Below are 16,084 nucleotides of genomic sequence, written 5' to 3'. Positions count from 1 at the left end.
TTTCTCATTTACGCACCAAATAAAACAAAACCATATGAAAATGCTAGAATCAGTAGTAACTGATAAAAACTATTTGATTAATTACAAACAAGAATATACAGGAATAAGATGGAAGAGATTGTTAGGCGTTATCCGATAGGTGTACTGAATTTTGAAGATTTACGTAATACAAATTATGTCTATGTAGATAAGACTGATTTAGTTTACAAATTGGTACATTCTAAATAAAGTATATTTTCTTAGCCGCCCCCGACGTTTCGGCAAGAGTTTGCTTGTGTCCACATTAGAAGCTTATTTCAATGGAAAAAAAGAACTGTTCAATGGTTTGGCAATGGAACGTCTAGAAAAGGAATGGAATGTTTATCCGGTGTTACGCATGGATTTCAGTATCAGCAAATTCAGCCAAATGAGCATATTCTATGAGTTAAATAATTTACAGAATATCAGTTTGCGGGATGAATATAGTGCTATATGCGGAATTACTGAGAAAGAATTACGTAGCGAATTGAAAACGGATATTGAGATTATTACCCAAGCAAATGAAGAAACGTATGAAGAGGCTTGTGCTCATTTGAAATTACAGTATGACGGTTATCATTTTAGTAAAAGATGTGAGGATATTTACAATCCGTTTAGTTTGTTCAATGCTTTTGTCGGCAAAAATTATGAAAACTTCTGGTTCTCTACAGGTACACCCACCTTTTTGATAGAACTATTAAAACAAAGTCAATTTGATATTCGTGAATTGGATAATACGACAGCAACTGCGGAACAGTTCGATGCACCTACCAACGTTATTACTGACCCCATTCCTGTACTCTATCAAAGTGCTTATTTGACTATCAAAGGATATGATCCTGATTTTGAACTTTATACACTTGCATACCCTAATAAAGAAGTTCGTAAAGGCTTTATCGAATCGCTTATGCCAGCTTATGTACATTTGCCAGCCCGTGAGAATACTTTTTATGTGATGTCTTTTATCAAAGACCTGCGTGTTGGGAATATAGGTAGCTGTTTGGAACGTATGAGAAGTTTCTTTGCTTCTATACCCAATCAGAACAATAAGGAGGAAAAACATTATCAGACTATTTTCTATTTGTTGTTCCGTTTAATGGGGCAGAATGTGGATGTGGAAGTGAATACTGCTATAGGACGGGCGGATGCGGTTGTAAAGATGCAGAATGCCATTTTATGTTTTCGAATTTAAAGTGGACGATACGCCGGATGATGCTTTTGCACAGATAAACAGTAAGGGATACAGTATTTCATATCAGGCAGATCATCGGGCGGTTGTTAATATTGGTGTAAATTTCGATAGCACTACACGGACCATTGGAGGTTGGAAAATAGTTTCTGCCCCCACATCTAATAAAAAATCACCATTACTGATTACAAATCTTTTTCTTTTTCGTCTTATTATTGTATTTTTGAATTAACAACTTCACAAAACCCAATAAAAAATGAAGAAGAAATATGTACTTTTAGCAGCTTTTGCTGCGGCAATGTTGACTCCGAGCGTTGTATGGGCACAATACCCACAGATAACAGACGAAGCCAAAGAAAATTATAAAAAGATGATGACTGAAGAACGGAAGCGTTCTGATGAAGCATGGGCAAAAGCGTTGCCAATCGTTCTGAAAGAAGCCAAAGAAGGTCGTCCGTATATACCTTGGGCCGGTCGTCCGTATGATTTGCCCCAAGCTGATATTCCTGCATTTCCTGGTGCAGAAGGTGGTGGAATGTATAGCTTCGGTGGCCGTGGAGGTAAAGTGATTACCGTTACCAATCTGAATGACCGTGGTCCCGGTTCTTTCCGTGAGGCTTGTGAAACAGGAGGTGCACGCATTATCGTATTTAATGTTGCAGGTATCATTCGTTTGGAATCTCCGATCATTGTACGCGCTCCTTATGTAACTATCGCCGGACAGACAGCTCCGGGAGATGGTGTCTGCATTGCCGGAGAATCATTCTGGGTAGATACGCATGATGTGGTTGTACGTCATATGCGTTTCCGTCGCGGTGAGACAAAGGTCTGGCATCGTGATGACTCTTTCGGAGGAAATCCGGTAGGAAATATTATGATTGACCACTGTTCATGTACTTGGGGGTTGGATGAAAATATATCTTTCTATCGTCATATGTATGATCCTAGCGAAGGACAGTATGAAAGCAAAGATTTGAAACTCCCTACTGTAAATGTAACTATTCAGAATACTATTTCCGCAAAAGCATTGGATACTTATAACCATGCATTCGGAAGTACGTTGGGAGGAGAAAACTGTGCGTTTGCCCGTAATCTGTGGGCTAGCAACTCAGGCCGTAACCCTTCTATCGGTTGGAACGGTATATTCAATTTCGTTAATAATATAGTGTTCAACTGGGTACACCGTTCTTCCGATGGAGGTGATTATACAGCGATGTTCAATATGATTAATAACTACTACAAGCCGGGACCTGCCACACCTAAAGATTCCAATGTAGGACACCGTATCTTAAAACCGGAAGCCGGACGTAGCAAGCTGGATCATAAAGTATACGGACGGGTATACGCCGACGGAAATATCATGGAAGGTTATCCCGAGATTACAAAAGATAACTGGAACGGCGGTATTCAGATTGAGACTCAGCCGAATACCGACGGATATACGGAGTATATGAGAAGCTACCAACCGTTCGAAATGCCATATATTAATATTATGAGTGCAAAGGACGCATACGATTATGTATTGAAACATGTAGGTGCAAATATCCCTTGCCGTGACATTGTAGACGAACGCGTTATCGAAGAAGTAAGAACCGGTATTCCTTATTACGAAAAGAAACTTCCGAAAGATGCATACGGTGATTTGACAGGATTGGCTCCAAAGTCAATGGGTGAAGACGGACAGTTTAAATATCGCCGTCTGCCGAAAGATTCATACAAACAAGGAATCATCACAGATATTCGCCAGATGGGCGGTTATCCCGAATACAAAGGTACTCCATACGTAGATACAGATGGCGACGGTATGCCGGATGAGTGGGAAAAAGCGAATGGATTGAATCCGAACGATCCGAGTGACGCCAATAAGGACTGTACCGGTGACGGATACACTAATATCGAAAAGTATATCAATGGTATCAGCACTAAGCACAAAGTAGATTGGAGAGACTTGAAAAACAACTATGATACTTTGGAGGAAAAAGGGAAGTTAATGTAAATGATGAAGTTAACGTAAACTAAGGTGCTGAAATGTCATTATTATACTAAAAAATAATATCAATGAAAAAGATACTGATAATTTCTCTGTTACTGCTCTCTACTTGGATGTCCGCCGGAGCAGTTGACCTGAACAAAGAGAACCGTGATCCGAAATATGTGGAGTCTATTGTCAACCGTTCTCAGAAGATTGTAGATAAGTTGGGACTCACAGATAAACAGGTTGCTGAGGATGTCCGGAATATCATTGCCAACCGTTATTTCGAATTGAACGATATTTATGAGATACGCGATGCGAAAGTCAAGAAGGTAAAAGAATCCGGATTGACGGGTGAGGCTAAGAATGAAGCATTGAAAGCAGCCGAGAATGAAAAAGATGCGGCTTTATACCGTTCCCATTTCGCATTTCCCGCCAATTTATCTCTTTTCCTTGACGAGAAGCAGATAGAAGCGGTGAAGGACGGAATGACTTACGGGGTTATGAAGGTGACCTACGATTCCCACCTCGACATGATTCCGACACTTAAAGAAGAAGAAAAAGCGCAAATATACGCTTGGTTGGTGGAAGCTCGTGAATTTGCTTTGGACGCTGAAAATTCAAATAAAAAACACGCTGCTTTTGGAAAATATAAAGGACGTATCAATAATTATCTGGCTAAACGCGGGTATGACTTGAAAAAAGAACGTGAAGAATGGTACAAACGTGTGAAAGCACGTGGAGGATCCTTATAAGATTCTCTTCCCATAATAAAAATGGTTAGTTTGTTTGATGACGGAAAGGGTGGCTCGGAGAGTCGCCCTTTTATCGTATATAAAATTCAATCGGAAGATGAAGATTCTTCGTTTATATTTGAGTACAAATTAGTCCTTTTATCGTCTCCTTTGTATAAAGGATACAATTTATAGATTATAATAGCAATGAAAAGGTTAAAAGATACATTAGCGGCAATAGGTATTTTATTTTTTGTTTCTTGCGGAGGAAGCAAGGACTATTATATGTTTACTTCGTTTCATGAACCTGCTGATGAGGGCTTAAGATATTTATATAGTGAAGACGGAATGCATTGGGACAGTATTCCCGGTATCTGGCTGAAGCCCGAATTAGGACAACATCAACTGTTGCGGGACCCTTCGATGGTACGTACTCCCGACGGAACTTTTCATCTGGTCTGGACGACAAGCTGGAAAGGCGATCTAGGGTTCGGCTATGCAAACTCCAAAGACCTGATTCATTGGTCAAAGCAACAGATGATACCTGTCATGACAGAAGAACCGACCACGGTCAATGTATGGGCTCCGGAGATTTTCTATGATGAAGATAGTGAACAGTTCATGGTAGTATGGGCTTCTTGCATTCCCGGCCGTTTTGAGAGAGGAATAGAAGAGGAAAACAATAATCATCGTTTGTATTATATCACTACGAAAGACTTTAAGACTATTTCTAAAGCGAAAGTCTTGTATGATCCGGGATTCAGTTCGATTGATGCAGTCCTTGTAAAACGGGATAAGAACGACTATGTGATGGTACTTAAGGATAATACCCGCCCGGAACGCAATCTGAAAATCGCTTTTGCCGATTCCCTGACAGGACCTTACTCACCTGCGTCGCAACCATTTACCGAATCGTTTGTAGAAGGTCCTACTGTAGAAAAGATAGGAGAGGAGTATCTTGTTTACTTTGATGTCTATCAGAAAAAGATATACGGTGCTATGCGCACAAAAGATTTTATAAATTTTACCGATGTGACGAGTGAAGTAAGTGTACCTGCCGGACATAAACACGGAACAATATTCAAAGCTCCCGAATCGGTAGTAAAAGCGTTGTTGACACATACCCGCCTTAATCACTAATCATTCACCGATAATCACTAAATAACATGAATAACTCTACAAAGATTCTCTTTGCATTGGCTGCCGGATGGTTGACATCTACGGTTGCAGCGCAAGACAGAATTCATTACACAGGAACAGAATTATCGAACCCTACTTATCACGACGGACAGTTGTCGCCGGTGGTAGGAGTGCATAATATCCAATTGGTACGCGCCAACCGGGAACATCCCGATCCGTCGAACGGCAATGGATGGACATATAACCATCAACCGATGTTGGCCTATTGGAACGGCCAGTTTTATTATCAATATCTGGCTGATCCTTCGGACGAACATGTACCGCCTTCCCAAACATTTCTGATGACATCAAAGGATGGCTATCAATGGACGAACCCGGAAATAGTATTTCCGCCTTATAAAGTTCCGGACGGATATACCAAGGAATCTCGTCCGGGTATGCAAGCCAAAGATCTGATTGCTATTATGCACCAACGTGTAGGTTTCTATGTCTCCAAGTCCGGCCGATTAATAACAATGGGAAATTACGGAGTTGCCTTAGATAAGAAAGACGATCCGAACGATGGAAACGGTATCGGTCGGGTAGTACGCGAAATAAAAAAGGACGGTTCGTTCGGTCCTATTTATTTTATTTATTACAATCACGGATTTAACGAGAAGAACACCGATTATCCGTATTTCAAGAAAAGTAAAGACCGCGAGTTTGTGAAAGCCTGCCAAGAGATTCTTGACAATCCGCAGTATATGATGCAATGGGTAGAAGAGGCAGACCGTGAAGATCCTATTATCCCCTTAAAGAAAGGATATAAGGCATTTAACTGTTACACACTTCCCGACGGAAGAATTGCCAGCCTTTGGAAGCACGCGCTCACTTCTATCAGCGAAGACGGAGGATATACTTGGGAACAACCGGTACTCCGTGCTAAGGGATTTGTCAATAGTAATGCGAAAATCTGGGGACAACGTTTGAGTGACGGCACATACGCGACGGTATATAATCCTTCGGAATTCCGTTGGCCGTTGGCTATCTCATTGAGTAAGGACGGACTGGAGTATACAACGCTGAATCTGGTGCACGGCGAAATCACGCCGATGCGTTACGGTGGTAATTATAAATCATACGGTCCTCAGTATCCTCGTGGCATACAGGAGGGGAACGGGATACCTGCAGATGGCGATTTATGGGTTTCTTATAGTGTGAACAAGGAAGATATGTGGATCTCCCGCATTCCTGTGCCGGTGGAACTCAATGCCTCTGCACATGCCAACGATGACTTTTCAAAATCGAAAGCAATATCGGAATTGACTGATTGGAATATTTACTCCCCGGTTTGGGCTCCGGTTTCCCTGGATGGACAATGGTTGAAACTGCAAGATAAAGATCCTTTTGACTATGCAAAAGTGGAACGGAAAATTCCCGCTTCTAAAGAATTGAATGTCTCCTTTGATTTGCAAGCCGGACAGAATGATAAAGGTACGCTTCAGATTGAATTTCTGGATGAGAATGGAATTGCCTGCTCCCGTTTGGAACTGACACAGGATGGTGTTTTTCGTGCAAAAGGTGGTTCCCGGTTTGCGAATATGATGAAGTATGAAGCAGGAAAAACCTATCATGTAGAAGCTGTCCTTTCAACGGCTGACCGTAATATTCAAGTATATGTAGATGGCAAGAGGGTAGGGCTGAGGATGTTCTATGCTCCGGTGGCAAGTATCGAAAGAATAGCTTTCCGTACAGGCATACCACGTACATTCCCGACAGTGGATACTCCGGCCGACCAGACATACGATTTGCCCGGTGCCGGTGAACAGGAGCCGATGGCCGAATATCGTATAGCTAATGTAAAAACGTCTTCCGCAGACAAGGATGCATCTTCCGCTTTCTTGAAGTATAAGGATTTCAGCCATTATGCGGATTATTTTAATGGAATGGAAGATGAGAATATCGTTCAAGCGATTCCTAACGCAAAAGCTTCGGAGTGGATGGAAGACAACATTCCTTTGTTTGAATGCCCGCAACGTAATTTTGAAGAGATGTATTATTATCGTTGGTGGTCGTTGCGCAAGCATATCAAGGAAACTCCGGTTGGATACGGTATGACGGAATTTCTGGTTCAGCGTTCTTATTCGGATAAATATAACCTGATTGCCTGTGCAATCGGACATCATATTTACGAAAGCCGTTGGCTACGTGATCCAAAATACCTGGATCAGATTATTCATACTTGGTATCGCGGTAATGATGGAGGACCGATGAAGAAAATGAATAAGTTCAGTTCATGGAACGCAGATGCTGTTTTGGCTCGTTACATGGTAGATGGTGATAAGGACTATCTGCTGGATATGAAGAAAGATCTGGAAACCGAATATCAGCGTTGGGAACGTACAAACCGTTTGAAGAACGGATTGTATTGGCAGGGTGACGTACAGGATGGTATGGAAGAATCAATCAGTGGCGGACGGAGGAAGAAATATGCCCGGCCGACAATCAATAGTTATATGTATGGCAATGCCAAAGCACTTTCATGTATAGGAATTCTTTCCGGTGATGAGGGGATGGCTATGAAATATGGCATGAGAGCAGATACTCTGAAAAATCTGGTAGAAAATGAATTGTGGAATACACGTCATCAGTTTTTTGAAACGATGCGTACGGACTCTTCTGCGAATGTGCGTGAAGCAATCGGATATATTCCCTGGTATTTCAACCTGCCGGATACCACCCAAAAGTATGAAATTGCCTGGAAAGAAATTATGGATGAAAAAGGCTTCTCTGCTCCTTATGGACTGACAACCGCAGAACGTCGTCATCCGGAATTCCGTACACGTGGAGTAGGCAAGTGTGAGTGGGACGGTGCTATCTGGCCGTTTGCTTCCGCACAGACATTGACAGCAATGGCTAACTTTATGAATAATTATCCGCAGACTGTATTGTCTGACAGTGTATATTTCCGTCAGATGGAATTGTATGTGGAATCACAGTACCATCGTGGTCGTCCCTATATTGGTGAATATTTAGATGAGGTGACCGGTTATTGGCTGAAAGGAGATCAGGAACGTAGCCGTTATTATAACCATTCTACTTTCAACGACTTGATAATTACAGGACTGATCGGACTTCGTCCGCGTTTGGATAATACGATTGAAGTGAACCCCTTAATTCCTGCCGACAAGTGGGATTGGTTCTGCTTGGATAATGTATTATATCACGGCCATAATCTGACGATTCTTTGGGATAAGAATGGTGATCGTTATCATTGCGGAAAAGGATTACGCATTTTTGTAGATGGTAAGGAAGTAGGGCAGGCGGATACATTGACAAAAATCATTTGTGAAAATGCACTCAAATGGTAAGTTCACCACAGAGGACACGGAGGATGCAGAGCTCTTCTCTCTGTTTCCGTAAGTAAAACAGAGAGACAAATACGATTATAAATACGTGAGACTCTGTGTTACTTATAGCGAATAAAAAAGATTAAACCTCTGTGTCCTCCGTGTCCTCTGTGGTGAACTTACCATTTATCGAACAAATAAAAGATACTTGAAAAATGAAATTCAAAAAGATTCTTCTTTCATTGCTAATTTGTTTGTTTTGTTTTGTACAGGCAAAGAATATAACCATCAGTCGTCTTACCTGTGAGATGCAGGAGGGACTGGTAGTGGTCGAAGGTTCACCCCGTTTGGGCTGGGTGATGGAATCGCCGGAAAATGGGACGCGACAATCTGCCTATGAGATTGATATTCGGGAAGCTTTTACAGGGCGTTCCGTTTGGAATAGTGGGAAGGTTTATTCTTCGCAGAGCCAGTTAGTTTCTACAAAGGGGGCAGATATACGTCCTGATAACTCATTTAATTATAGTTGGCGCGTTCGTGTTTGGGATGAAACAGATACACCTTCCGAGTGGAGCAGTGAAGCGAAATTCCGGGCAGTACCCGAAAGGTTATCTTCGGGGCAGTGGATTGGAGCTATTACCCGACAAAATGCTCATTTACCGGAAGGGCGTAAGTTCCACGGTGGAGAGTTGAAGAAACCGGAAGTGAAAGCAGCTTGGGAAGCAGTGGACACTTTGGCAAAGAAAAGTATTTGTTTGAGAAGAACATTCCAGGTAGGAGATGCGACAGAAGGGGCGGCAAACCGAAAACCGGGTAAGAAAATAGTGGAAGCAACGGCATACGTTTGTGGTCTGGGATTCTATGAGTTTTCTTTGAATGGCAAAAAGGTAGGTAACAGTGAGTTTACTCCATTGTGGAGTGATTATGATAAAACTGTTTACTATAACACATACGATGTGACGGAACAATTGCGGCGTGGTGAAAATGTCGTAGGAATCTTATTGGGGAATGGATTCTATAATGTGCAGGGGGGGCGTTATCGCAAATTACAGATCAGTTTTGGTCCTCCCACACTTTTATTTGAGCTGGTTATTAACTACGAAGATGGAACATGTACGACAGTTCATTCAGATAATGACTGGAAATATGATTTTAGTCCGGTAACCTTCAATTGCATATATGGAGGGGAAGATTATGATGCGCGTCGTGAACAGAAAGGATGGAATCAGATTGGCTTTGATGACAGTCACTGGCGTCCGGTAGTCATACAGGAAGCTCCTAAAGGAATACTTCGTCCACAGATGGCGGCTCCGGTGAAAATCATGGAACGTTATGATATTCAAAAGGTAACTAAACTAAATGCGGAACAAATAGCATCGGCTTCCATATCGACCAAAAGAACAGTCGATCCTTCTGCTTTTGTGTTGGATATGGGACAGAATCTGGCTGGCTTTCCGGAAATAACAGTACGTGGCAAACGTGGTCAGAAAGTAACTCTGATTGTAGCCGAAGCATTGACAGAGGAAGGTGCTTGCAATCAGCGTCAGACAGGGCGTCAACACTATTACGAATACACTCTGAAAGGGGAAGGAGATGAAACATGGCATCCTCGTTTCTCTTATTACGGTTTTAGATATATCCAGGTAGAGGGTGCTGTCTTAAAAGGACAAAAGAATCTGCAGAAGTTACCTGTATTAAAGAATATTCAATCCTGTTTCGTATATAATTCAGCCAGGAAAGTTTCCACTTTCGAATCATCCAACCGGATATTTAATGCTGCCCATCGATTGATCGGGAAAGCGGTTCGCAGCAATATGCAATCTGTGTTTACGGATTGTCCGCATCGTGAGAAACTTGGGTGGCTGGAACAGGTACATCTGAATGGTCCGGGTTTGTTGTATAACTATGATTTGACAGCATACGCTCCGCAGATTATGCAGAATATGGCAGATGCACAACATTCCAACGGGGCTATGCCGACAACTGCTCCAGAATACGTGGTTTTTGAAGGTCCGGGTATGGATGCTTTTGCCGAATCTCCGGAGTGGGGTGGTTCTCTGGTTATTTTCCCTTTTATGTACTATGAGACTTATGGAGACGACTCGCTGATTAAGAAATATTATCCGAATATGCGTCGTTACGTGGATTATCTCAAGACTCGTGCAGATAAGGGTATTCTGTCTTTCGGATTGGGAGACTGGTATGATTACGGAGATTTTCGTGCGGGATTCTCACGGAATACACCCGTTCCTTTGGTGGCTACTGCGCATTATTACATGACAGTCATGTATTTGGTAAAAGCTGCGAAAATGGTAGGTAATGACTTTGACACTCGTTATTATACTTCGTTGGCACAGGATATAATGGCTGCATTTAATAAATGTTTTCTTCATAAAGATACTGCACAATATGGTACAGGAAGCCAATGCAGTAATGCACTTCCGCTGTTCCTCCAAATGACGCAGAATGCAGATGAACAAGGTAACTACCAATCGGATGCAGATTTGCATGAGAAAGTATTCACGAATCTGATAAAAGATGTGGAAGCACATGGCAACCGTTTGACTACCGGTGATGTGGGAAACCGCTATCTGATTCAGACATTGGCGCGTAATGGAGAACATGAACTTATTTATAAAATGTTCAATCATGAAGAAGCTCCCGGATATGGTTTCCAGTTAAAATTCGGCGCTACAACTTTGACCGAGCAGTGGGACCCCCGTCAAGGTTCTTCCTGGAATCACTTTATGATGGGACAGATTGATGAATGGTTCTTTAATTCACTGGTCGGTATTCGTCCTTCTACCACTCCAAAACAAGGTTATCAGAAGTTCATCATCGCTCCCCAACCTGTGGGAGATTTGAAATACGTCAAAGCGTCGTATGAAACTTTATACGGTACCATTAATGTGGACTGGACTTGTGAGAATGGGACTTTCACTTTAAACGTGTCTGTTCCGGTGAATACTACCGCTGTTGTTTATCTCTCGGGCGAAAAAGAACCGAAAGAAATACAGAGCGGAACATATCAATTGGTTTGTGCAAAATGAAAGAACCTTTTTGTATATATTTGTAGAATAAAAAAAATATATGCATGATTTTTTAGAAGACAATGATAAAATATAATTTAATAATATCGATTATGAATTTACGAACAACTCTTATTGTCTTTCTTTGCTTCTGTGCAACCACAGTTCTTCGTGCCGAGCGTGTAGATATGCTGAAGGCCGGTGCAAAAGCAAATGGCAAGACTCTTAATACAAAGCTAATCAATTCAACGATTGACCGTCTGAACCGTGGGGGCGGAGGTACTCTTTTCTTTCCTGCCGGGACTTATCTGACGGGGAGTATCCATCTGAAAAGTAATATTACACTGGAGTTGGAAGCCGGAGCTACCTTGCTCTTTTCTGACAACTTTGATGACTATCTTCCTTTTGTCGAGGTTCGCCACGAAGGAGTGATGATGAAAAGTTTCCAGCCTTTGATTTATGCGGTAGATGCCGAGAATATTACGATCAAAGGAGAAGGAACTTTAGACGGACAAGGAAAGAAATGGTGGATGGAGTTCTTTCGTGTCATGATTGATTTGAAAGACAATGGCATGCGTGATGTGAATAAATATCAGCCCCTATGGGATGCAGCAAACGATACGACAGCGATTTATGCTGAAACGAACAAGGATTATGTAAATACATTGCAACGTCGCTTTTTCCGTCCTCCGTTCATTCAGCCCGTTCGTTGTAAGAAAGTAAAGATTGAAGGAGTGAAAATCATAAATTCTCCCTTCTGGACGGTCAATCCGGAGTTTTGTGACAATGTAACCATAAAGGGGATCACCATAGATAATGCACCCTCACCAAATACGGACGGAGTGAATCCGGAATCCTGCCGCAACGTACATATCAGCGACTGCCATATATCAGTAGGAGACGATTGCATCACAATCAAGTCGGGAAGAGATGCGCAGGCCCGTCGTTTGGGAGTACCTTGCGAGAATATCACTATCACCAACTGCACCATGCTTTCCGGTCATGGAGGCGTTGTTATCGGCAGCGAGATGAGTGGGAGTGTGCGTAAAGTTACTATTTCCAATTGCGTGTTTGACGGAACAGATCGTGGAATCCGTATTAAGTCGACCCGTGGAAGGGGAGGAGTCGTTGAAGATATTCGTGTCAGCAACGTCGTAATGAGCAACATTAAACAGGAAGCTGTTGTATTGAATTTGAAATACAGTAAAATGCCTGCCGAACCTAAGAGTGAACGCACTCCGATATTCCGTAACGTACATATCAGCGGAATGACTGTGACAAACGTAAAGACTCCGATCAAAATAGTGGGCTTGGAAGAAGCGCCGATATCTGACATCGTTTTGCGTGATATTCATATTCAGGGAGGGAAACAGAAATGTATCTTCGAAAATTGTGAACGTATCACGATGGATGACGTAATCGTCAATGGTGAAAAAACAACTAGCATAAATTAAAAATAAATGAAACGAATCCTTTTTACTATGCTTCTTGCCGCATCTCTTTCGGCCGAAGCCCAGACGCAAACATACGAGACGGAATTTGCCCGTCCCTTGAACGAAGTACTGACGAATATACAGAACCGTTTTGGAGTCCGTTTGAAATATGACATTGATACGGTGGGAAAAGTGCTGTCTTATGCCGATTTCCGTATTCGCCCTTATTCCGTGGAAGAATCCTTGACGAATGTATTGGCACCTTTCGATTATAAATTTGTCAAGCAGAAAGGAAATATGTATAAGCTGAAAGCATACGAGTATCCACGTCGTACAGATGCAGACGGAGAGAAGATGCTGGCTTATCTGAATACACTCTATACAGACCGACAATCTTTTCAACTTCGTGCCGATTCTCTGAAAAAAGAGGTACGTCAGCGTTTAGGTATTGATACTTTGTTGGCTCAATGTGTCAAAACCAAACCTATTCTTTCAAAGATACGTAAGTTTGATGGCTATACCGTGCAGAATTTCGCACTTGAAACACTTCCCGGATTATACATTTGCGGTTCTATCTATACGCCCCAATCAAAAGGAAAACACGCATTGATAATCTGCCCTAACGGACATTTTGGTGGCGGACGTTATCGGGAAGACCAACAACAACGTATGGGAACTTTGGCACGTATGGGAGCTGTTTGTGTAGACTATGATTTGTTCGGATGGGGAGAGTCGGCTTTGCAAGTTGGCAGTGCAGCACACCGTAGTAGTGCGGCACACACTATTCAGGCAATGAACGGCTTACTGATTCTTGACTACATGCTTGCTTCCCGTAAGGATATTGACACCAGCCGTATCGGTACGAATGGTGGTTCGGGTGGAGGTACCCATACTGTATTGTTGAGCGTATTGGATGATCGTTTCACCGCTTCAGCTCCGGTGGTGAGCCTGGCTTCTCACTTCGACGGTGGCTGTCCCTGCGAGAGCGGAATGCCTATTCAACTATCTGCAGGAGGAACCTGTAATGCGGAATTAGCCGCTACTTTTGCTCCTCGTCCACAACTGATCGTATCGGATGGCGGCGACTGGACGGCCAGTGTTCCTACTCTTGAATTTCCTTATCTGCAACGAATCTATGGATTCTACCAGGCAAAAGATAAAGTAACGAATGTACATCTTCCCAAAGAGAAACATGACTTTGGCCCGAATAAGCGGAACGCTGTTTATGACTTCTTCGCAGAAGTATTCAAGTTGGATAAAAATATGTTGGATGAAAGCAAGGTCACCATTGAACCGGAATCCGCTATGTATAGTTTTGGCGAAAAAGGAGCTTTGCTTCCTGAAGGCGCCATCCGTTCTTTTGACAAGGTAGCTGCTTATTTTGACAAGAAGGCTTTTGCTAATTTAAAATCAGATGCTTCTCTCGAAAAGAAAGCCATCGACTGGGTAGCTTCTTTAGAGTTGAACGATGATAAAAAGGCAGGTTTTGCAGTAACTGCCATTTATAATCATCTTCGTAAAGTGCGTGACTGGCACAATGAGCACCCTTATATAACAATTCCCGAGGGTATCAATCCTCTGACAGGCAAACCGCTTTCCAAGCTCGACCGTGAAATGATTGCAGATTCTGCTATGCCGAAAGAAGTGCATGAAAGGCTAATGAAAGATTTACGCAGAGTATTGACGGAAGAACAGATTGAACAAATCCTGGATAAATACACGGTAGGTAAAGTTGCTTTTACCTTGAAAGGTTATCAGGCCATTGTGCCCAATATGACAGAGGAGGAAACAGCTTTCGTTCTGGAACAGTTGAAATTGGCTCGCGAACAAGCTATTGACTACAAGAATATGAAGCAGATTTCTGCTATCTTTGAAATTTATAAAACCAAATGCGAACAGTATTTCAATGAGCATGGTCGCAACTGGCGTCAGATGTTCAAAGAGTATGTGAATAAGCGAAACGCAGAAAAGAAGGCTCAAGGAAAGAAATAAAATGAGGGTAAACCCTTAACCTTCTACATAACCGGAAAATCTCCGGGATAATAAAAGAATATAATAGAGCTATGCTTTGCAACTGACAAAGCATAGCTTTATCATATCTAAAGCTATGCTTTAGTTCCCCTAAAACACTGCTATAATTTATTTCTTCACGATTACTAAACATCTTTTTCGCAGAAAATGTGTTATTTTGTAGATGGCTAACAGAAATGTATATGATATGGATAAGCAAAAAGTAGCATTAGTCCTTTCCATGGGGGGAGCACGTGGAATAGCACATATAGGAGTAATTGAAGAATTACTTCGTCACAACTTTGAGATTACTTCCATTGCAGGAAGTTCCATGGGAGCAATGGTGGGAGCAATGTATGCTTCAGGAAAAATGGAAGAATGTAAAGAATGGCTGTTTAGTTGGGACAAACGCAAGATGTGGGAATTGGCGGATCTTACCTTAAGCCGGGATGGATTAGTGAAAGGTGACCGTTTTATTAAAGAACTGAAACAAATTATTCCGGATATGAATATCGAAGACCTGCCTGTCCCTTATGTAGCGATGGCTACGGATATTGTCCGCGATCAGGAAGTCAGGTTTGACAGAGGGAGCTTACATGAAGCTATCCGTGCGTCTATTTCTATCCCTATGCTTTTCCGTCCATTAAGAAAAGACGGTATGGTATTGATTGATGGAGGTATTCTGAATCCTCTTCCATTGAGTCATGCGCAACGTACTGAAGGAGATATTCTGATAGCTGTCGATGTGAATGCACCCATTGAAACCGGAAAGAAAAAGAAAATATCTCCTTATAATCTGTTGACAGAATCTTCCAGGATGATGATGCAACAAATCACCCGTTACCAGATAGAACGTTGTCAGCCGGATATCTTAATTCAAATTTCCGGCGATACGTATGATATGTTGGAGTTTCATCATGCAGCTTCGATAGTGAAGACAGGAGTGGAAGTCACCCGAAGCGTGTTGAAAGAGTCTCATGGCGATTAATGATATAATAAAGACATATCATTGTATCTGATAAATTCTCAAATTACTCCGGGATATTCCTAAAATAATAAAATTTAAGGCAACTACTTCATTGCGAATTAGTTGCCTTTTTTGTATCTTTAAGCATTCCCCCCAAAAAACGGTTTGACGGCCAAAACGGGGGTAATCTAAAATAAAAACACATGGTAAAGATACAAAAAATCTCAGAAATCGAACCTTGTTTAGGTTTTACCGAGTTCGAT

8 protein-coding genes and 1 pseudogene are annotated in these 16,084 nt (G+C 42.0%); all 9 read left to right on the top strand.

Going from position 1 to position 16,084, the window contains the following annotated elements:
- Positions 1-108: 108 nt before the first annotated feature.
- Positions 109-1,361, top strand: a pseudogene (locus tag BACFIN_RS20750) (AAA family ATPase); the annotation flags it as partial.
- A 102-nt stretch (positions 1,362-1,463) separates the two neighbouring features.
- Positions 1,464-3,203 carry a hypothetical protein gene (locus tag BACFIN_RS10405; RefSeq protein ID WP_007752975.1) on the top strand — a complete coding sequence of 580 codons (1,740 nt, stop codon included), beginning with the start codon at positions 1,464-1,466 and terminating at the stop codon, positions 3,201-3,203.
- A gap of 62 nt (positions 3,204-3,265) precedes the next feature.
- Positions 3,266-3,934 (top strand): DUF3826 domain-containing protein, encoded by a 669-nt coding sequence (locus BACFIN_RS10410; RefSeq protein WP_007752974.1) that lies wholly within the window; start codon positions 3,266-3,268, stop codon positions 3,932-3,934.
- Between the two features lie 186 nt (positions 3,935-4,120).
- On the top strand, positions 4,121-5,053 hold the full coding sequence (locus tag BACFIN_RS10415; protein ID WP_007752972.1) for a glycoside hydrolase family 43 protein: 933 nt from the start codon (positions 4,121-4,123) through the stop codon (positions 5,051-5,053).
- Between the two features lie 26 nt (positions 5,054-5,079).
- The gene (locus tag BACFIN_RS10420; protein ID WP_007752971.1) at positions 5,080-8,403 is read left to right on the top strand and encodes an MGH1-like glycoside hydrolase domain-containing protein; all 3,324 of its coding nucleotides are present in this window, start codon (positions 5,080-5,082) and stop codon (positions 8,401-8,403) included.
- 194 nt (positions 8,404-8,597) lie between these two features.
- Positions 8,598-11,432 (top strand): glycoside hydrolase family 78 protein, encoded by a 2,835-nt coding sequence (locus tag BACFIN_RS10425; RefSeq protein ID WP_007752969.1) that lies wholly within the window; start codon positions 8,598-8,600, stop codon positions 11,430-11,432.
- Positions 11,433-11,524: 92 nt separating this feature from the next.
- Positions 11,525-12,865, top strand: coding sequence for a glycoside hydrolase family 28 protein (locus BACFIN_RS10430; RefSeq protein WP_004327280.1), 1,341 nt, complete (start codon positions 11,525-11,527; stop codon positions 12,863-12,865).
- Between the two features lie 6 nt (positions 12,866-12,871).
- The gene (locus tag BACFIN_RS10435; protein ID WP_007752959.1) at positions 12,872-14,836 is read left to right on the top strand and encodes a 6-O-methylesterase; all 1,965 of its coding nucleotides are present in this window, start codon (positions 12,872-12,874) and stop codon (positions 14,834-14,836) included.
- Positions 14,837-15,038: 202 nt separating this feature from the next.
- Positions 15,039-15,842 (top strand): patatin-like phospholipase family protein, encoded by an 804-nt coding sequence (locus BACFIN_RS10440; protein WP_007752957.1) that lies wholly within the window; start codon positions 15,039-15,041, stop codon positions 15,840-15,842.
- The last annotated feature ends 242 nt before the right edge of the window (positions 15,843-16,084 follow it).

Origin of the sequence: Bacteroides finegoldii DSM 17565 (assembly GCF_000156195.1) — a bacterium.
GTDB lineage: Bacteria > Bacteroidota > Bacteroidia > Bacteroidales > Bacteroidaceae > Bacteroides > Bacteroides finegoldii.
Note: the sequence above shows the minus strand (reverse complement) of the source record. Positions and strands in the feature narration are given on the sequence as shown.